We start from the raw sequence: 18,145 nt of genomic DNA, 5'->3' as shown, positions 1-18,145 counted from the left end.
GCGGTGCGGGGGTCTTCCCCCGTACCGGTTCGGGAGGGGGTCGGATGCCGCGGCGACGGCGTCGTGGCGAGGCTGGAGGCATGACCTTCACCTCGTCCGCGTCTCGGGCCCCACAGCCGCCCGCCCCGCCGCCGATGGCGCCGCCGACCGCGACGCCACGCCGCAGGCGCCGTCGCCGGCTCGTCATCGTCCTCGTCGCGATCCCGCTCGCCGTCATCGCCCTGCTCGTCGCGGCCGGCGGCATCTGGTTCGCGACCAACGCGGTGCGCAAGGCGCCGCCCGCCGCCGGGACGGTCGACTTCCGCGCGCCCCTCGCCGTCCCGCCTCTGGCGCCGTCGCGCGTCGAGGACGGCGTCCGCATCTTCGCGCTGACTGCGCAGGAGGGACGGACGTCGTTCGTCGCGCAGGGCGACACGCCGACACTCGGGTACGACGGCACCTACCTCGGCCCCACGCTCGTCGCCGAGCGCGGTGAGCAGGTGCGCGTCGACGTGACCAACGACCTCGCGGATCCGACGACCGTGCACTGGCACGGCATGCACCTGCCCGCTGCCATGGACGGCGGCCCGTACTCGCCGATCGCGGCGGGCGCCACGTGGCACCCCGCGTGGACCATCGACCAGCCGGCCGCGACGCTCTGGTACCACCACCACCTGCACGGTCGCACGCGTGAGCAGGTCGACGCGGGGCTCGCCGGCATGTTCCTGGTGCAGGACGACGAGGAGTCCGCTCTGACCTTGCCGCGCGACTACGGCGTCGACGATCTCCCGGTCATCGTGCAGGACCGCTCCTTCAACTCCGACGGTTCGTTCGCCGGCGGGCTCGGCATGCAGTTCGACGGAGTGCTCGGCGACACCATCCTGGTGAACGGCACGGTCGCGCCCTACCTCGATGTCACGACGGAGCGGGTGCGCCTGCGGCTCCTCAACGGCTCGAGCGCGCGGATGTACGACTTCGCCTTCGCCGACGGCCGGCAGTTCTCCCTCGTCGGCACAGACGGCGGCCTGCTCGAAGCGCCCGTCACCGCGACGGACATCCCGCTGTCGCCGGGGGAGCGCGCGGAGATCGTGGTCTCCGTGAAGCCGGGGGAGCGCGTCGTGCTGCAGTCCCACGCACCCGACCCCGCGCTCAACGCGGGCTCGGCGAGCTTCGACGTGATGGAGCTGCGGGCCGCGGCATCCCTCGCGGACTCACCGGAGGTGCCGTCGCGGCTCGCAAGCCTGCCGACCGCGGATGCGAGCAGTGCAGCGGCGGAGCGCGGCTTCGTCATGTCGGGGCACGACATCAACGACCGGGAGATGGACCTCGATCGGGTCGATGTCATCGCGACGGTCGACACGAGCGAGGTGTGGACCGTGCGCAACAACAACCCGCTGCCGCATTCGTTCCACGTCCACGACACGCAGTTCCGGATCCTCAGCGTCGACGGCGCGCCTCCGCCTGCCCGGCTGGCCGGCTTCAAAGACACCATCGCGCTCGAGCATGATCGCGAATACCGGCTGCTGGTGCGGTTCGACGACTACGCCGATCCGACCACCCCGTACATGTATCACTGCCACCTCCTGTGGCACGAGGACCAGGGCATGATGGGACAGTTCCTGGTCGTGGAGCCGGGCCAGCAGCCCGATCTGAAGCGTCCCGAGGGAGACACCGATGACCGTCACGACCACTGAGCCGGCCCCGCTGCAGCCGGGCGCGTCCGGGCCCGCCACCGGGTTCTGGGCCTCTTACGGGCGGGCGTGGGTCCGCACTCCTGGCAGCGCCCTCTACCTCCTCGCGGTCTTCGTCCTCGCGATGATCTCGATCAGCGTGCTCGCCCCGCTGTTCTGGACGAGCGTCGGGCTGCTGGTCATCCTCATCGGCCTGCCGCTGGGCGTGCTCACCCTCCTCCTCGCGAGAGGGTTCGGTGTGGCGGACCGGTTCCTGCTGCTGCTGACCGGTCTTCCCGAGATCGACGAACCGGAGTGGAACCGCGATACCGCCGACAGGACCGGCTTCTGGATGACGCTCACTCGACCCATCCGCAATGCGCACTACTGGCTGTACCTGGTCCACGGCATGATCGTGAACCCCCTCATCAGCACCATCTCGTTCGCACTGACGACGGTGTGGCTGAGCGTCGGGCTCGGCGGACTGACCTACTGGTTCTGGGGATCGTTCCTGCCGCGAGGCGGCAGCGACGGGCGCGACGGCGAATGGGGCCGTTTCGTCGGCGACTACCTGCCGTGGCTGTTCGGCGGCTGGTCGAGCTGGTCCGTGGAGGTCACGCTGTACCTCGTCGCCGGCATCCTCTTCACAGCCACCATGCCGTGGGTGCTCGGCGGTCTGGCACGCGGTCACCACGCCGTCGCCACGGGCATGCTGGGTCGCTGGAACTCCGACGACCTCGCCGCTGAGGTGCGCGCGGAGTCAGCCGCTCGCAGCGCCGCGGTGCACGCCGAGGATGTGGCGCTGCGCCGCCTCGAGCGGGACATCCACGACGGACCCCAGCAGCGCCTCGTGCGGCTGCAGATGGACCTGGCCGCGCTCGAGCGTCGTGCCGAGGCGGGGGACGCGGATGCCGCGGCCGAACTCGCCCGCGAGGCGCGGGGTCACGCGAAGGCGGCGCTCGACGAGTTGCGCGCCCTTTCGAGCGGTGTCGCTCCGCCCCTGCTGCAGGACCGCGGCCTCGCGGCCGCGCTCGACGCGCTGGCGGCCGGATCGCCCCTGTGGGCGCAGGTGGAGATCGACCCGGCGATCGATCGCGCCGTGAGCCAGGAGGTCGCCCGGACGGTGTACTTCGTCGTCGCCGAGCTGATGACCAACGCCGTCAAGCACTCCGGCGCCACCGCAGCGACGGTGCGCGCCTCGCTCCGCCGCAGCACCGGCGGCGTGCCCACGCACCTGGACGTCTGGGTCGTCGACAACGGCCGCGGCGGCGCCGTCATCACGACGGGACACGGCCTCGAGGGGCTGCGCGAGCGCGTCGCGGGTCTGCGCGGGATCCTCGTCATCACGAGCCCAGTCGGCGGGCCGACGTCGGTCGGAGCACACATCCCGCTGGCGGTCGCATCGTGACCACTGCCTATTCTGAGGGGATGCCCGCCTCGCCCGATTCCGCTGCGCTCCGCGTGGTCCTCTTCGAAGACTCGGTCCTCCTGCGCGAGGGTCTCGTGCGGCTGTTCGACGAGGCCGGTTACACGACCGCCGGCGCGTGGGGCGATGCGCAGGACGTCGTGGCACGGGTCCGTGACGCGCACGCCGACGTCGCGATCCTCGATGTGCGCCTGCCGCCGGGCTTCCGCGACGAAGGGATCCGAGCCGCCCTCGCGGTGCGCGCCGCCCTTCCCCACGTCGGCATCCTCGTACTGAGCCAGTACGTCGAAGGCGTCTACGCCCGCGAGCTGCTCGCGGGCGGTGAGGGCGGGATCGGCTATCTGCTGAAGGACCGCGTCACGTCCCTCGACGAGTTCACGGATGCCGTCCGCCGCGTCCGCGAGCGCGGTACGGTGCTCGACCCGCTCGTCGTGCAGGGCCTGCTGTCCGCTCGGCCCGATCCGCTGGCCACGCTCACCCCGCGCGAGCGGGACGTCCTCACGCTCATGGCAGAAGGCCGCAGCAATGCCAGCATCGCCGAGCGGCTGTTCATCGGCGTGGGCGCGGTCGAGAAGAACATCAGCGCGATCTTCGCGAAACTCGGGCTGGAGGAGTCCGGCACCGAGCATCGGCGGGTGCTCGCCGTCCTCGCCTTTCTGCAGCATCCGTGAAACGACGAACACCCCCGGGAGACCCGGGGGTGTTCGTCAGGCGGTCAGCTCACTCTGCGAGGTGCGCGAAGAGGAACCAGCGGTCCTTCTCGAGCGACTCCTTGATGTTGATCGCGATGTCCTGGCTCGTCAGATCGAATTCGTCCAGTCCGTCGATGGCGGCCTGGACGTCCGCGATGACGGTGTCCATGTCAGTGATCACGTTGCGGATCAGCGCGTCCCACTGCGTGAATCCGGCGGGAACGGCCGTCGCGGTCTTCTGCGCCACGGTGCTGACACGCGCGTCGACGGGCAGGCCCAGTGCGACGATGCGCTCCGCGGCCTGGTCCGCGCCGTCCTGCGCGTGAACGACCACCGAGTCGAGGAGCTCGTGGATCGCGATGAAGTTGGCGCCGCGCACGTTCCAGTGCGCCTGCTTCCCGTTCACGGCCAGGGCCTGCAGGCCCAGGACGACGGGGGTGAGGAACTGCGCCGTCGCGGCGGCGACGTCGGGGTTCGCTGCGGTTGCGGGGGTGGTCTGGGTGTTCGTCATATCTCCGGCCTCCATCGTGCGGAGGAACGCTCAGATCGGCGGTCGTCCTCCAGTGAGTGCAACGCTACTCAGCAGGGGTCATTCCGCAAGCAAGACAAGGCTGGGCTAAACCCGCTTTGCGGGTGGTCGGTGCGGAGAAGCGATGCGACAGCGGCTAACGTCGATGCGTGCCTTCCGCCGATCACGACCTCGGACCGCAGGATCTGGGCGTTCCCGCCAAGACCGTGACCCGTGAGCCCCGCGACCGCTCGCCCGAGCACGCCGAGCCGTCGCGGTTCATCCCGCACGTGCAGGGGCTTCGCGCCATCGCGGTCCTGTGCGTCGTGCTCTATCATTTCTGGCCCGGCCGCCTCACCGGCGGCTACATCGGCGTCGACATCTTCTTCGTCATCTCGGGCTTCCTCATCACCGGGCATCTGATGCGCGAGCTCACCGCGACGGGAACGGTCAGGCTGGGCCAGTTCTGGGCGCGGCGCGCACGGCGGCTGCTCCCGGCATCCCTCCTCGTCCTGCTGTTCTGCGCCGTCGTGGTGATGTCGCCGTACCTCATGCCCACATCGGCCCTGCCGAACGAGGTGCGCGAGATCCTCGCGTCGACGTTCTACGTCGAGAACTGGTATCTCGCGCTGAACTCGGCGGACTACCTCAACCACGCGGGCTCTCCGACGACGGTCCAGCACTACTGGTCGCTGTCGCTCGAAGAGCAGTTCTACGTGATGTGGCCGCTCATCATGCTCCTGGCGGCATGGATCGGCGTGAAGTGGTTCCGCGGTGAGCGGCGCCGCACCGTCATCGGCGCGCTCGGGATCGTCACTGTCGTCTCGTTCGTGTTCTGCGTGATCTTCACCATCACGAACCCGGCGCCGGCATACTTCGTCACGTTCGGCAGGATGTGGCAGTTCGGCGTCGGCGCGCTGATCGCACTCATCCCGATGCTGCGGGTGCGCAACGCCTTGGGCAGCTTCCTGCTCGGATGGGGCGGCATCCTGCTCCTGCTGTACGTCGCCTTCACGTTCGATGCCCAGACGCCGTTCCCCGGCTACATGGCGGCCCTGCCGACGCTCGGCGCCGCCGCCGTGATCGCCGCGTCGAACACCGACCGCTGGTGGTACCCGACGCGGATCCTCGCCATCCGACCGGCGCAGTTCGTCGGCGACATCTCGTACTCGCTGTACCTGTGGCACTGGCCCTTGATCGTCATCGCGCCGTCGGTGCCCTTCTGGGGGCTCACGATCTACCATCGCGTCGCCCTCCTCGCGCTGTGCTTCGTGCTCGCCTGGCTGACCAAGCGGTTCGTCGAGGACCCCGCGCGCCGCTGGAAGGTGCTGACCTCGCGACCGCCGCGGGTGACGCTGTGGACGTCCCTCGCGGCGATGATGGTCGTCGCCCTCGTCGCGGGCACCGCATGGCTCGTGAACGCGCCGCTGTACAGCCAGGGCACGCGCGACATCGCCGCGCTGCAGGAGAACCCGCCGGAGTGCTTCGGTGCCGCATCCGTCCTCGATGCGTCATGCGCCGACGCCGACTTCGCGGGCGAGATCCTGCCCGCGCCCGGGTTCGCCGGCATCGACCGCCCGGAGCACCCGCAGTGCTTCGTGCAGCTGACCGACTCGAGGCCGGTGTCGTGCACGTTCGGCTCGGACGACCCCGATGCTCCGCGCATCGCCCTCATCGGCGACAGCCACGCCTACCAGCTGCTCACGACGTTCCAGCGGATGGCCGACGAGAACGGGTGGCAGCTGGTCACGTGGTTCAAGGGCGCCTGCCCCTGGAACACGACGCCGCTGTCGACGCCGGGAGCCTTCGGGGCCGCCTGCACCGAGTGGCGCGAGCGCGTGCAGAACGCGATCGACGACGCGGACCTGGATGCCGTGTTCACGGCGGCGCTGGCCACGACCCCGTACTCGTCAGCCGGGTACGACTCGTCGCACGATGCCGCAGTCGCCGGCTACCGCGAGGCGTGGAGCACGGTGCAGGAGCGCGGCATCCCCGTCATCACCGTCGTCGACAACCCTGTCTGGGAGACCGACCCGAACAAGTGCCTCCGTACGCGCGACGTCGCGGAATGCGATGGGGTCCGCTCCGATGTGCTCGTCGCCGACGATCCGCTCAAGGAGGCGGCATCCGGACTCGACGCGGCGACGCTGCTCGACTTCACCGATGTCTACTGCGGCGCCGAGCTGTGCGCCCCCGTCGTCGGCGGCGCGAACATCTACCGCGACCAGGACCATCTCACCGTGACGTTCGCCGACACCCTGGCACCCTGGTACACCGCCGCCATCGAGACCGCGCTCGCGAAGAGAGGCCAGCCATGACCGTCGCCCCCGGAGCCTCCGTGCTCGCCGCCGCCGGCAGGACGCCGGATCTCGACCCCACGGCATTCGTCGCGGCCGGTGCGCGCATCGTCGGGGGAGTGACTCTCGCCCGCGGCGCGAGCGTCTGGTACAACGCCGTGCTCCGCGCCGATGGCGACACGATCACCGTGGGCGTCAACAGCAACCTGCAGGACAACGTGTCGGTGCATGTGGATGCCGGAAAGCCCGTCGTGATCGGAGAGAACGTCTCGGTCGGCCACAACGCCGTCGTCCACGGGTGCACGATCGGCGACGGCTCGCTCATCGGCATGGGCGCGGTGGTGCTCAACGGCGCGAGGATCGGCGCGGGATGCCTCATCGCCGGGGGAGCGGTGGTGCTGGAGGGATCCGAGATCCCTGACGGCTCGCTCGTCGCCGGGGTGCCCGGCAAGGTGCGCCGGTCATTGACCGACGAGGAGCGCGCCGGGCTGCTCCGCAATGCCGACCACTACCTGTCGCATGTCCGCGAGCACCTCGAGGCGAAGCCCCTCGGGTGAGCCCATTGGACTCTGCTCGTCCACGGACGAATTACTCTCGCGGCTTCGGCGCGGGGTGGTGCTTGCCGCGGTGCACCTCGTAGAGGCGCACATGCCCCGGCCACGACGGATCGTTCTCGATCGGCAGGTCGTCCATGAAGTGCCGGATGACGTGGGCCAACTGCCCGGGGTGACTGAAGTTGATCGCGTGCGCGGCGCCTTCCATCATCACCACGAGCACATGGCTGTCGGTCTGGCTGGCGATCTCGTCGACGCGGTGCGCATGCGGCAGCAGCGGATCGCGCTGCCCCAGCACGACCAGCGTCGGGAGCTTCATCTCGAGCAGCCGCTGCAGAGACGGATACTGCGTGAGCGCGCGGAACATGCGGGTCGTGCTCGGCACCCCGAACCGCACGTAGTCGGGCACCGCGACCCGCGCCATCCTGACCGGCTCCCGCGGCGCATCCTGGGAGAGCTGCGTGATCGCGCGCCGCAGCGGCTGATTGAACAGTCCGCCGGCGGGCGAGACCAGGACGGCGCGATCGATGCGATCGGGGTACCGGTGCGCGAACTCGATGATGACGGGGCATCCCATGGAGTTGCCGACGAGCGTCGCCTTCTCCACGCCGCGATCGTCCAGGAAGTCGAGCGTGGCGCGGGCGAGGTCGGGGATGTCGAGCATGTCCCGCCGCTTGCCGCTGCGGCCGAAGCCGGGAAGGTCAGGGACATACGTGTGGAATTCCTCGGCCAGCTTTTCGGCCGTCGGCAGCAGGTAGCGGCCCGACAGCCCGAACCCGTGCACGTGTGCCATGACGCGAGGGTCGCGAGAGGGGCGGGGAGACTCGCGATAGAAGACGTCGACGTCATCGATGCGCGTCCACTTCTCGGCGAGGGTGGATGCCGGACGCCGCGGCAGCTTCTTCGGCGGGCCCGGCAGCGGGGCGGGGTTCGGACTGCTCATCGCGGCTCCTGCCGGCCATGGGACGGTTGATCCACAGTCTGCCGCTTCGAGGCCTGCGAGCAACAGCATGACGCGCGGGCGCCTATCAGGAAGGCGGGGTGATCGGCGCCTGAGCCTGACATCGCGGGGGACGAAAGAAAGCCCCGACTCGTCGGGGCTTTCTGATCGAGGGGCTGACGGGAATCGGCCACTCGGCCCCTCCACGCGCCGCTGGCGCGTCGCGCGGAGCCTCTGGCGGAGCGGGACCCCCGAAGCGCGTCAGTTCCTACGGCAGCCACGCGAATGCCCTGTGAGGGCGACCTTCGGCCGGTCTCACAGGGCATTGGAGGGGCTGACGGGAATCGAACCCGCATCATTAGTTTGGAAGACTAAGGCTTTACCACTAAGCTACAGCCCCGAATTCGACGGGCTTTCGCGCCATCTCGTATTCGGTTACCGCGTGCCACGGCACGCCGCGGCGTCGTCAAGTGTAGTCGAAGGATCACCGCCTCTCCGACACCGCCGGCCGGCCCGAGTGTCGCGGCGCAGGTGTTGCCCGGGCGGGTCGGCTAGACTTCTCGGGGCCACTGTGCTTCTCGGAGCACAGAAAGGGCGCACGTACGCGTGCGAACCCGCCCGGGGCGTAGCTCAGCTTGGTAGAGCGCCCGCTTTGGGAGCGGGAGGCCGCAGGTTCAAATCCTGTCGCCCCGACATCACGGCCCTCAGAATTCCGAACCCAGACCTTCAACAGCCGCGTCCTCGCGCGGTCCGATAGAGGAGAAGTACAGGCATGGTGAACAGCACCGTCGAGAAGCTCAGCCCGACCCGGGTGAAGCTGCACATCACGGTCAGCCCCGACGAGCTCAAGCCGTCGATCAAGCACGCGTACGAGCACATCGCGCAGGACGTGCAGATCCCCGGTTTCCGCAAGGGCAAGGTGCCCGCGCCGATCATCGACCAGCGCATCGGTCGCGTGGCAGTGCTCGAGCACGCCGTCAGCGAGGGGCTCGACACGTTCTACCGCGAGGCCGCCGCCGCGCACGAGCTGCGCGTGCTCGGGCGCCCGTCGGCCGAGGTCACCGAGTGGCCGAACGAGAAGGACTTCTCGGGCGACCTCGAGGTCACCGTCGAGGTCGACGTCCGGCCCGAGTTCGACCTTCCCTCGTTCGAGGGCACCACCGTCGAGGTCGACGCCATCGAGGTCGACGAGGCCGCGATCGACGAAGAGCTCGACCGTCTGCGCTCGCGCTTCGGCACGCTCGTCACCGTCGACCGCCCCGCGGCCACCGGCGACTTCGTCGAGCTGGACCTCGTGGCGACCATCGATGACGCCGAGATCGATCGCGCCGAGGGCGTGTCGTACGAGCTCGGTTCGGGCGAGCTGCTCGAGGGCATCGACGAGGCCATCGAGTCGCTCACCGCCGGTGAGGACACCACCTTCCGCTCGAAGCTCGTCGGCGGCGACCACGCCGGCGAGGAGGCCGAGGTCTCGGTGAGCGTCAAGGCCGTCAAGGAGCGCGAGCTTCCCGAGGCCGACGACGACTTCGCCCAGATCGCCAGCGAGTTCGACACCATCGGCGAGCTGCGCGACAGCCTCAAGGAGCGCGTCGCCCAGCAGGGCGCCTTCTCGCAGGGCTCCGCCGCGCGCGACAAGCTCATCGAGACGCTGCTCGAGCAGGTCGAGATCCCGGTTCCCCCGCAGCTGATCGAGGACGAGGTGCACAACCACCTCGAGGGCGAAGGCCGTCTCGAGGACGACGTTCACCGCGCGGAGGTCGCCGAGGCCAGCGAGAAGCAGTTCAAGACGCAGATGCTGCTCGACAAGATCGCCGAGACGGTCAACGTCCAGGTGTCGCAGGACGAGCTCACGCAGTACCTGGTGCAGTCCGCTGCCCAGTACGGCATGGCTCCGCAGGAGTTCGTCAACGCGCTGCAGGAGGGCAACCAGCTGCCCGCCATGATCGGCGAGGTCTCGCGCAACAAGGCCCTCGCGGTCGCCCTGGGCAAGGTCACCGTCGTCGACACCAACGGCAACCCGGTCGACCTGAGCGGCTTCGTCGCCACTGACGACGAGACCGCCGACGAGGCCGAGGTCGTCGAAGAGGCGGAGGAGATCGCGGATGCCGCGGCCGACGCCGACGCGGTGATCGAGGCCGAAGAGGCCGAAGCCGACGCCAAGCCCGCCAAGAAGGCGCCTGCGCGCAAGCCGGCCGCCAAGAAGGCCGACGCTGAGACGCCGGACGCCGAGGCAGCTGAGAAGCCTGCCGCGAAGAAGGCGCCGGCCAAGAAGGCCCCCGCCAAGAAGGCGCCGGCCAAGAAGGCCGCTGCCGACAAGGAGTAATCCCCGCGACTGCGGTGATCAGGGGACGGATGCCGCGGCATCCGTCCCCTTTCTTCATCGAGGAGGAACCGTGCACGACGACTGGACCACTCGTGTCGAGGCCGTCTGGAACGAAGACGCGCTCAGCGACGATGACCGGCTGGTGCGCATCGACGCGCTGGCTGCCGAACGAGCCGCCGGTGACCCCGTCGCGCTGTTCGAGCGTGCCGGCGCGCGCGATGCCGCGGGGCTCGAGGCCGAAGCGGCCCCGTTGTATCGTGCCGCACTCGACGCGGGTCTCGACGCCGTGCACCGACCGCAGGCCGTGATCCAGCTCGCCAGTACGCTGCGCAATCTCGGGCGGGCGGAGGAGGCCGTGTCGATGCTGCGAGCCGAGGTCGCGCGGCGGCCCGCCTCTCCTCTTCAGGATGAGGCCTCGGCCTTTCTCGCGCTGGCGCTGGTCTCGCTCGGACGCGAGCGGGAGGCCGCATCCCTCGCGCTGCGAACCCTCGCCCCTCACCTCAGTCGATACGCCCGTTCGGTGACGTCCTACGCCGACGAGCTGGCCGGGCACACGCCCTGATCTGCCCAGGGCGAACACGGGCGGGTCACTCGTGGCGCGCCGGTAGATTCGATGGCGACCCAAGGAAACAGGAGTACACATGGCCGAACCACTTGTCGCGACCAGCGTCTTCGACAGGCTGCTGAAGGACCGCATCATCTGGCTGGGGTCGGAGGTGCGTGACGACAACGCCAACGAGATCTGCGCGAAGATCCTGCTTCTCGCCGCCGAGGATTCCGAGAAGGACATCTACCTGTACATCAACTCGCCGGGCGGGTCGATCACGGCCGGGATGGCGATCTACGACACCATGCAGTTCGTGCCCAACGACATCGTGACGGTCGGCATCGGCATGGCCGCGTCGATGGGGCAGCTGCTGCTCACCGCGGGCACCAAGGGCAAGCGCTACATCACGCCGAACGCCCGTGTGCTGCTGCACCAGCCGCACGGCGGGTTCGGCGGCACCGCGAGCGACATCCAGACGCAGGCGCAGCTGATCCTCGACATGAAGAAGCGCCTCGCCGAGATCACGGCGTCGCAGACCGGCAAGACCGTCGAGCAGATCAACGCCGATGGTGACCGCGATCGCTGGTTCACGGCACCCGAGGCGCTCGAGTACGGCTTCGTCGACCACATCCGCGACTCGGCGCTCGACGTCATCGGCGGCGGCGGCACCGCCGTCTCCGCGAGCTGACGGCACCCGAAGGCGAAAGAGAGAGAACCCGGAATGCAGACCCCCACCTTCGGCGGAGCGCCTCAGGCCCCGCAAGGCCTCCAGATGCCCGGCAGCCGCTACATCCTGCCGCAGTTCGAGGAGCGCACGGCCTACGGCTACAAGCGCCAGGACCCCTACAACAAGCTGTTCGAGGATCGCGTGATCTTCCTCGGCGTGCAGGTCGACGACGCGTCGGCGGACGACGTCATGGCCCAGCTGCTCGTGCTCGAGAGCCAGGATCCCGACCGCGACATCATCATGTACATCAACTCGCCCGGCGGCTCGTTCACGGCCATGACGGCGATCTACGACACCATGCAGTACGTGTCGCCGCAGATCCAGACCGTCGTACTCGGTCAGGCGGCTTCGGCGGCCGCCGTGCTGCTGGCTGCAGGCGCGCCCGGCAAGCGTCTGGCGCTGCCGAACGCCCGCATCCTGATCCACCAGCCCGCCGTGGGCGAGGCGGGACACGGTCAGGCGTCCGACATCGAGATCCAGGCCGCGGAGATCCTCCGCATGCGGACGTGGCTCGAAGAGACCCTCGCCAAGCACTCGAACAAGACGCAGGCAGAGGTGAACAAGGACATCGACCGCGACAAGATCCTGTCCGCCGAGGAGAGCGTCACGTACGGTCTCGTCGACCAGGTGCTGACGACGCGCAAGCGCGGCCAGCAGGCGGCGCTGACCAAGTAGTCGCTTCCGACACCCGCCAGCGGTTCATCGACGCCCCGTCGTCCGGATTCCCCCGGGCGGCGGGGCGTCGTCGCGCCGCCGCGGCGCGGCGTCCGCTCAGCGCGAAACCGGCGATTCCACAACGCGTGTCGCAATGCCGCCGCATGTCGGCGTCAGCTATTAGGCTCGGAGAACAGCTGGGGGGCTCGTCCCCTGAGGTCACAAGGAGGAGCGGCATGGCACGCATCGGTGAGAGCGCCGACCTGTTCAAATGCTCCTTCTGCGGCAAGAGCCAGAAGCAGGTCCAGCAGCTGATCGCAGGACCGGGCGTCTACATCTGCGACGAATGCGTCGAGCTCTGCAACGAGATCATCGAAGAGCGCATGGCCGAGTCCTCCTCGGGCGTCGTCGCGGATTTCGATCTGCCCAAGCCGCGTGAGATCTTCGCGTTCCTCGAGGAGTACGTCGTCGGGCAGACCGACGCCAAGCGGGCGCTCTCGGTGGCCGTGTACAACCATTACAAGCGGGTGCGCGCCCACGGCACGATCCAGTCCGCCGAGCAGCGCGCCGACGAGATCGAGCTCGCGAAGAGCAACATCCTGCTTCTCGGCCCCACCGGCTGCGGCAAGACCTATCTCGCGCAGACGCTGGCCAAGCGCCTCAACGTGCCGTTCGCCGTCGCCGACGCGACAGCGCTGACGGAGGCCGGCTACGTCGGTGAAGACGTCGAGAACATCCTGCTGAAGCTCCTCCAGGCGGCCGATTTCGACACCAAGCGCGCCGAGACCGGCATCATCTACATCGACGAGGTCGACAAGATCGCCCGCAAGGCCGAGAACCCGTCGATCACCCGCGACGTGTCGGGAGAGGGCGTCCAGCAGGCGCTCCTGAAGATCCTGGAAGGCACTGTCGCTTCGGTGCCCCCGCAGGGCGGTCGCAAGCACCCGCACCAGGAATTCATCCAGATCGACACGACGAACGTGCTGTTCATCGTCGCGGGCGCCTTCGCCGGGCTGGAAGACATCATCTCGTCGCGGGTCGGCAAGCACGGCGTCGGCTTCGGCGCCTCGCTGCACCGCAAGGACGAGGATCTGAACCTGTTCGGCGACGTGCAGCCCGAAGACCTCCACAAGTTCGGCCTGATCCCCGAGTTCATCGGCCGCCTTCCGGTCGTCGCGTCGGTGTCCCCGCTGGACCGTGAGGCCCTGATGGAGATCCTCACCGAGCCGAAGAACGCGCTGGTGAAGCAGTACCAGCGCATGTTCGAACTCGACGGCGTCGCCCTGGAGTTCGATCGCGAGGCACTCGAGGCCATCGCCGACCTCGCCGTGGCCCGCAAGACCGGTGCTCGCGGTCTGCGTGCGATCCTCGAGGACGTCCTCGGCCCGATCATGTTCGAGATCCCGTCGACCGACGACGTCGACAAGGTCGTGGTGACGCGGGCGGCCGTCGAAGAGGGCGCGGCTGCCACGCTGGTCCTGAGGGAGAAGCGCAAGAGCGCCTGACCTGCGGTTCCCTCGCTGCAGCGAGCACATCCGGACCGCCGGCAGCGCGGCGGGGATACAGTTCCAGGATGGACACGTTCGCTCCCGATCTCGACGGGTTCCACGGGGTCATCAGTGTGCGCCGTGGCGAGGACGTCCTCGGCGAATGGGCCGTCGGCGTGGCGGACCGCACGTTCGACGTCTTCCACACGCCGGAGACCCGCTTCGGGCTGGCGAGCGGCACGAAGACGTTCACCGCAGTGACCGTGCTGTCCCTGGTCGGTGATGGGCTGCTGTCCCTCGACACGCCCGTCCGCGAGCTTCTCGGCACCGACCTGCCGCTCATCGCCGATGACGTCACGGTCGATCACCTGCTGACCCACACCTCCGGCATCGGCGACTACCTCGATGAGGAGGTGGACGCGCTCGCGCCGCTGACCCTGCCCGTTCAGCAGCTCGACTCGACGCCGGCGTACCTTCCGATGCTCGACGGCTTCCCCACGAAGTTCCGCGCGGGGGAGCGGTTCTCGTACTGCAACGGGGGATACGTGGTTCTGGCGGTCATTGCGGAGCGCGCTGCTCAGGATGTGCCGTTCGCAGATCTGGTCGCCCGTCGGGTCTTCGCACCGGCCGGAATGACGGCTTCCGGCTTCCCGCGCGCCGATCTGCTGCCGCCGGGAACCGCCACCGGCTACAAGGACGACGGGCGCACCAACGTCTTCGAGCTGCCCGTCGTCGGGTCCGGCGACGGCGGGGCGCATTCGACGGTCGCGGATCTGCACCGGTTCTGGGTCGGCCTGCGCGCAGGCCGCGTGCTGCCGCCGGAACTCGTGGAACGGGCGCTGGAGGCGACGACCGCAGATACCGGCGACGGCCTCGGCTACGGACGCGGTGTGTGGCTCGACGAGCGCGAACTCGTCATGGCAGGAAGCGACCACGGCGTGACCGCGGTCAGCCGGCACGACCCGGAGACCGGGATCACCGTGTCGGCCCTCGCCAACATCGAGGTGCCCACGTTCGCGCGCACCCGCGAGGCCATGCAGCGGGTCCGAGAGAGTGTCGGCGGTGCCGGGTAGCTTCGGCGTGTGAACAGTCCGCGTCCCTTCTCGATCCAGGTGCCCGATCCCGACCTCGCCGATCTGCGCGATCGCCTGGCCCGGTTCCGGCCGCTGCCCGACTCGCCGCGCCGGCCGGAGTCCGGTATGAGCGCCGACTACCTCGCCGAGCTCGTCGCGACGTGGCGCACGTGGGACTGGCGAGCCCGGGAACAGTGGCTCAACCGGCATCCGCAGTTCCTCGCCGAGATCGGCGACAGCACCGTCCACTTCGCCCACCTGCGTTCCGAACGCGTTGACGCCCCGGCGCTGCTGGTCATGCACGGCTGGCCGCACACCTTCGCGCTCCAGCTGGATTTCGCCGACCTGCTGCCCGACTTCCACGTCGTGGTGCCGAGCTTCCCAGGTTTCGCCTATTCCTCGGCCTATACCGACGGGCCGATCACCGAGGTGCGGCTCGCCGCCACGATGCACGCCCTCATGACGGATGTCCTGGGGTACGAGAAGTACCTCACCTACGGCGAGGACGTGTCGGCCAACGTGAACGATCTGATCGCCGGCTCATATCCGGACGCGGTGAGCGGCGTCATCGTGACGCATTCGCATTTCCCCTCGATGGCCGAGCGACCGGAACTCACGGCGCCCGACGAGGTGGCGTTCTTCACGCGCCTCGCGCAGTGGGGAGGAGCGAACGGCGCCTACGGTCACGTACAGGCGACGCGGCCGGACACCCTGGCTGCGGCACTGAACGACTCCCCGGCGGGCCTGGTCGCCTGGCTGGCGGAGAAGCTCGTCGAATGGAGCGACACACCCACGGGAGATCCTCGGTCGATCGAACGCCGGATCTCGCGCGAGCGCATCCTCACCGAGGCGATGATCTACTGGACGACGCAGAGCATCGGCTCCTCGTTCCGGCCTTATTACGAAGGGGCCGATCAACCCGATGAGATGCCTGCGGTGGTGATTCCGGCATCCGTGCACATCCAGCGCCATGAGGGCGACTATCCGGAATCACTCGCGCGGCGCTTCTATCGCGACCTGCGCACGTTCGAGCGCCTCGACGAAGGCGGACATTTCGCGGTCGCCGAGGTGCCGGAGGCGATGGCCGATCGAGTCCGGGCGTTCGCGCGCGAGCTCGACCTGCTCTGACCGCGCGTCAGTCGGCGAGGCCGCGACGCTCCAGCAGCGGCTGGATCTCGGCATCCCGCCCACGGAAGTCGCGGTAGGCCTCGAGCGGGTCCTTCGATCCGCCGACGCCCAGCAGCCGCCCGCGGAAGCGTTCGCCGTTCTCACGTCGGAGACCGCCGTTCTCGCGGAACCACTCGACGGTGTCGGCATCGAGCACCTCGCTCCAGATGTAGGAGTAGTAGCCCGCGCTGTAGCCGCCGGAGAACACGTGCGCGAAGTACGTGGACGAGTACCGCGTCGGCACGACCGGGTTGTCCAGACCGATGTCGGCGAGAGCGGATGCCTCGAACGCGGCCACATCGAGGTCGGCCGAGGCCTCATCGACCGAGAGCGAGTGCCATGCCTGGTCGAGCCACGCCGCAGCAAGATACTCGCTGGTCGCGAAGCCCTGGTTGAACGCCTCCGACGCGTGCAGCTTCTCCACGACCTCGGCGGGGAGCGGTTCGCCGGTGTCGATGTGGCGGGCGTACGACGCGAGGATCTCGGGCCAGTAGATCCACATCTCGTTCACCTGGCTCGGGAACTCGACGAAGTCGCGGTACACATTCGTGCCGGCGAAATGCGGGTACGTCACCGTGGCGAAGAGCCCGTGCAGTGCGTGACCGAACTCGTGGAACAGCGTCGTCACCTCGTCGAGACTGAGCAGCGTCGGCCGGCCCTCGGCCGGCTTCGGGACGTTCAGGTTGTTGACGACGATCGGCTGCGTCCCGCGTAGGCGCGACTGCAGGACGATGGAGTTCATCCATGCCCCGCCGCGCTTGGTGTCCCGCGTGTACAGGTCGAGGATGTAGAGACCGAGCGCCGACCCGTCGGCGTTGTGCACTTCGAACACGCGGGTGTCGGGGTGGTATCCGCCGAGATCGCCGCGCTCGGTGAACGTGATGCCGTACAGGTCGGTGGCGGCACGGAACACGCCATCCTGGAGCACGCGCTCCGCCTCGAACCAGGGACGCAGCGCCGATCGATCGAGGTCGTACTCGGCGGCCCGCACCTTCTCGGTGTGGAACGCCCAATCGTGCGCCTCGAGCGGGAAGGGCTCAGCACCGGCGTCGATGATCGCCTGCAGCTTCTCCTGCTCGCGGCGCGCGTTGCGCGCCGCAGGCTGCGCCAGGCGACGGAGCAGGTCGTGGACCGCCTCGGGGGAGCCGGCCGTCTCGTCCGACGTGATGTACGCCGCGTGGGAGTCGTACCCGAGCATCGCCGCACGCTCGGCGCGCAGGCGCACGATCTCGAGCAGGGTCGCACGGTTGTCGTTCTCATTGCCGCGCGAACCGCGCGAGCGTGATGCGGAGAGCAGGCGCGCGCGCGACTCCCTGTCGGTGAGGCTCGAGAGGTAGGGGTGGCCGGTGAAGAGGGTGAGCGTCACCACCCACTTGCCGTCCAGGCCGCGCTCGGCGGCTGCCTGCGCCGCGGCCGAGAGCTCGCCCTCCGAGAGCCCGTTCAGCTGGCCGGCGTCGTCGAAGACGACAGCCAGGTCGTTGGTGTCGGCCAGCAGGTTCTTCTCGAACTGCGTGGTGAGGGTCGACAGGCGCTGGTTCAGCTCGGTCAGGCGCTTCTTGGCCTCGTCGTCGAGGCCGGCGCCGGCGTGGGACATCTCGGTGAAGTGGCGCTCGACGAGGTAGCGCTGTTCCGGCGTGAGGTCCAGCTGATCGAGCTGATCATGAATGGTCTTGATGCGCCAGTACAGCGCCGAGTCGAGCTGGATCGAGTCCTGGTGCGCCGACATGAGCGGCGCGAGCTGCTCCTCGATCTTCTGGATCTCGTCCGTCGCATCCGCCGAGGACACGGTGTAGAACGTCCGCGCGACGTCGCCCAGGAGGCGGCCGCTCTCCTCGAGGGGGACCAGGGTGTTCTCGAACGTCGGCATCGACCGAACCCGTGTGATCGCCGACACCTCCGCGCTGTGCGCCGCGAACGCCTGCTCGAACGCGGGGAGGTAGTGCTCGGGAAGGATCTTGGCGTAGTCCGGAAGCCCGTAGGGAAGATTGCTGGACGCGAGGAGCGGGTTGTCGTTCGGCATGGCGTCCAGCCTAGTCGCGGGCGACGCAGGTGCCGAGAACTCTTTGCAAACCATCCCTTGCAAAGACATGCTTGCAAAGAG

The 18,145-nt window shown here is 68.8% G+C and carries 15 protein-coding genes and 2 tRNA genes; 13 read left to right on the top strand and 4 right to left on the bottom strand.

Annotation, left to right across the window (positions count from 1 at the left end; all coding sequences use genetic code 11):
• Positions 1-80: 80 nt before the first annotated feature.
• From NCG93_RS04245 to NCG93_RS04235, 3 genes are read left to right on the top strand one after another with little or no spacing between them, the layout of a single operon-like run.
• Positions 81-1,673 (top strand): multicopper oxidase family protein, encoded by a 1,593-nt coding sequence (locus NCG93_RS04245; protein WP_241742189.1) that lies wholly within the window; start codon positions 81-83, stop codon positions 1,671-1,673.
• A complete protein-coding gene (locus NCG93_RS04240) occupies positions 1,654-3,057 on the top strand; it encodes a sensor histidine kinase (protein WP_194415264.1) in 1,404 nt (467 codons plus the stop codon). Before NCG93_RS04245 ends, NCG93_RS04240 begins: the two co-directional genes overlap by 20 nt.
• Positions 3,058-3,077: 20 nt before the next feature.
• On the top strand, positions 3,078-3,746 hold the full coding sequence (locus tag NCG93_RS04235) for a response regulator transcription factor (RefSeq protein WP_194415265.1): 669 nt from the start codon (positions 3,078-3,080) through the stop codon (positions 3,744-3,746).
• A 49-nt stretch (positions 3,747-3,795) separates the two neighbouring features.
• Here NCG93_RS04235 and NCG93_RS04230 read toward each other — a convergent pair whose 3' ends face one another.
• Positions 3,796-4,278, bottom strand: a complete 483-nt coding sequence (locus tag NCG93_RS04230) for a Dps family protein (RefSeq protein WP_194415266.1) — start codon at positions 4,276-4,278, stop codon at positions 3,796-3,798.
• Between the two features lie 167 nt (positions 4,279-4,445).
• On the opposite strand from NCG93_RS04230, the gene NCG93_RS04225 reads away from it, so the two are divergent.
• Positions 4,446-6,593 (top strand): acyltransferase family protein, encoded by a 2,148-nt coding sequence (locus NCG93_RS04225; protein ID WP_194415267.1) that lies wholly within the window; start codon positions 4,446-4,448, stop codon positions 6,591-6,593.
• Positions 6,590-7,129, top strand: a complete 540-nt coding sequence (locus NCG93_RS04220) for a gamma carbonic anhydrase family protein (RefSeq protein WP_194415268.1) — start codon at positions 6,590-6,592, stop codon at positions 7,127-7,129. Before NCG93_RS04225 ends, NCG93_RS04220 begins: the two co-directional genes overlap by 4 nt.
• 31 nt (positions 7,130-7,160) lie before the next feature.
• Here the strand turns inward: NCG93_RS04220 and NCG93_RS04215 are convergent, their stop codons facing one another.
• Entirely contained in the window at positions 7,161-8,069 is a 909-nt protein-coding gene (locus NCG93_RS04215) for an alpha/beta fold hydrolase (RefSeq protein ID WP_194415269.1), read from the bottom strand.
• Positions 8,070-8,392: 323 nt separating this feature from the next.
• A tRNA-Gly gene (locus NCG93_RS04210) sits at positions 8,393-8,466 on the bottom strand.
• 219 nt (positions 8,467-8,685) lie between these two features.
• Between NCG93_RS04210 and NCG93_RS04205 the strand changes: the two genes are divergently transcribed.
• The 8 genes from NCG93_RS04205 (at position 8,686) to NCG93_RS04170 (ending at position 16,005) form a co-directional block, all read left to right on the top strand.
• Positions 8,686-8,759 (top strand) — tRNA-Pro (locus tag NCG93_RS04205).
• A 79-nt stretch (positions 8,760-8,838) separates the two neighbouring features.
• Positions 8,839-10,389: a trigger factor gene (tig, locus tag NCG93_RS04200; RefSeq protein WP_194415270.1), complete on the top strand. Its 1,551-nt coding sequence runs from the start codon at positions 8,839-8,841 to the stop codon at positions 10,387-10,389.
• Between the two features lie 70 nt (positions 10,390-10,459).
• Positions 10,460-10,951 carry a tetratricopeptide repeat protein gene (locus tag NCG93_RS04195; protein ID WP_194415271.1) on the top strand — a complete coding sequence of 164 codons (492 nt, stop codon included), beginning with the start codon at positions 10,460-10,462 and terminating at the stop codon, positions 10,949-10,951.
• 79 nt (positions 10,952-11,030) lie between these two features.
• The gene (locus tag NCG93_RS04190; protein ID WP_194415272.1) at positions 11,031-11,624 is read left to right on the top strand and encodes an ATP-dependent Clp protease proteolytic subunit; all 594 of its coding nucleotides are present in this window, start codon (positions 11,031-11,033) and stop codon (positions 11,622-11,624) included.
• Between the two features lie 33 nt (positions 11,625-11,657).
• A complete protein-coding gene (locus tag NCG93_RS04185) occupies positions 11,658-12,338 on the top strand; it encodes an ATP-dependent Clp protease proteolytic subunit (RefSeq protein ID WP_194415273.1) in 681 nt (226 codons plus the stop codon).
• Between the two features lie 215 nt (positions 12,339-12,553).
• Positions 12,554-13,822 carry an ATP-dependent Clp protease ATP-binding subunit ClpX gene (gene clpX / locus NCG93_RS04180; protein ID WP_194415274.1) on the top strand — a complete coding sequence of 423 codons (1,269 nt, stop codon included), beginning with the start codon at positions 12,554-12,556 and terminating at the stop codon, positions 13,820-13,822.
• A 68-nt stretch (positions 13,823-13,890) separates the two neighbouring features.
• The gene (locus NCG93_RS04175) at positions 13,891-14,877 is read left to right on the top strand and encodes a serine hydrolase domain-containing protein (protein ID WP_194415275.1); all 987 of its coding nucleotides are present in this window, start codon (positions 13,891-13,893) and stop codon (positions 14,875-14,877) included.
• A gap of 9 nt (positions 14,878-14,886) precedes the next feature.
• Positions 14,887-16,005 (top strand): epoxide hydrolase family protein, encoded by a 1,119-nt coding sequence (locus NCG93_RS04170; protein WP_194415276.1) that lies wholly within the window; start codon positions 14,887-14,889, stop codon positions 16,003-16,005.
• Between the two features lie 7 nt (positions 16,006-16,012).
• On the opposite strand, the gene NCG93_RS04165 is transcribed toward NCG93_RS04170, so the two are convergent.
• A complete protein-coding gene (locus NCG93_RS04165; protein ID WP_194415277.1) occupies positions 16,013-18,064 on the bottom strand; it encodes a M3 family metallopeptidase in 2,052 nt (683 codons plus the stop codon).
• Positions 18,065-18,145 lie beyond the last annotated feature (81 nt).

It is taken from the genome of Microbacterium yannicii (assembly GCF_024055635.1).
Classification (GTDB): domain Bacteria; phylum Actinomycetota; class Actinomycetes; order Actinomycetales; family Microbacteriaceae; genus Microbacterium; species Microbacterium yannicii.
The sequence above is the reverse complement of the archived record's forward strand: the minus strand, read 5'-3'. Positions and strand labels throughout refer to the sequence as shown.

Excerpts from the sequence above, each read along its gene's own strand:
- NCG93_RS04245 (WP_241742189.1), top strand. The coding sequence starts at position 81 with ATGACCTTCACCTCGTCCGCGTCTCGGGCCCCACAGCCGCCCGCCCCG.
- NCG93_RS04240 (WP_194415264.1), top strand. The coding sequence starts at position 1,654 with ATGACCGTCACGACCACTGAGCCGGCCCCGCTGCAGCCGGGCGCGTCC.
- NCG93_RS04235 (WP_194415265.1), top strand. The coding sequence starts at position 3,078 with ATGCCCGCCTCGCCCGATTCCGCTGCGCTCCGCGTGGTCCTCTTCGAA.
- NCG93_RS04230 (WP_194415266.1), bottom strand. The coding sequence starts at position 4,278 with ATGACGAACACCCAGACCACCCCCGCAACCGCAGCGAACCCCGACGTC.
- NCG93_RS04220 (WP_194415268.1), top strand. The coding sequence starts at position 6,590 with ATGACCGTCGCCCCCGGAGCCTCCGTGCTCGCCGCCGCCGGCAGGACG.
- NCG93_RS04215 (WP_194415269.1), bottom strand. The coding sequence starts at position 8,069 with ATGAGCAGTCCGAACCCCGCCCCGCTGCCGGGCCCGCCGAAGAAGCTG.
- tig (WP_194415270.1), top strand. The coding sequence starts at position 8,839 with ATGGTGAACAGCACCGTCGAGAAGCTCAGCCCGACCCGGGTGAAGCTG.
- NCG93_RS04190 (WP_194415272.1), top strand. The coding sequence starts at position 11,031 with ATGGCCGAACCACTTGTCGCGACCAGCGTCTTCGACAGGCTGCTGAAG.
- NCG93_RS04185 (WP_194415273.1), top strand. The coding sequence starts at position 11,658 with ATGCAGACCCCCACCTTCGGCGGAGCGCCTCAGGCCCCGCAAGGCCTC.
- clpX (WP_194415274.1), top strand. The coding sequence starts at position 12,554 with ATGGCACGCATCGGTGAGAGCGCCGACCTGTTCAAATGCTCCTTCTGC.
- NCG93_RS04175 (WP_194415275.1), top strand. The coding sequence starts at position 13,891 with ATGGACACGTTCGCTCCCGATCTCGACGGGTTCCACGGGGTCATCAGT.
- NCG93_RS04165 (WP_194415277.1), bottom strand. The coding sequence starts at position 18,064 with ATGCCGAACGACAACCCGCTCCTCGCGTCCAGCAATCTTCCCTACGGG.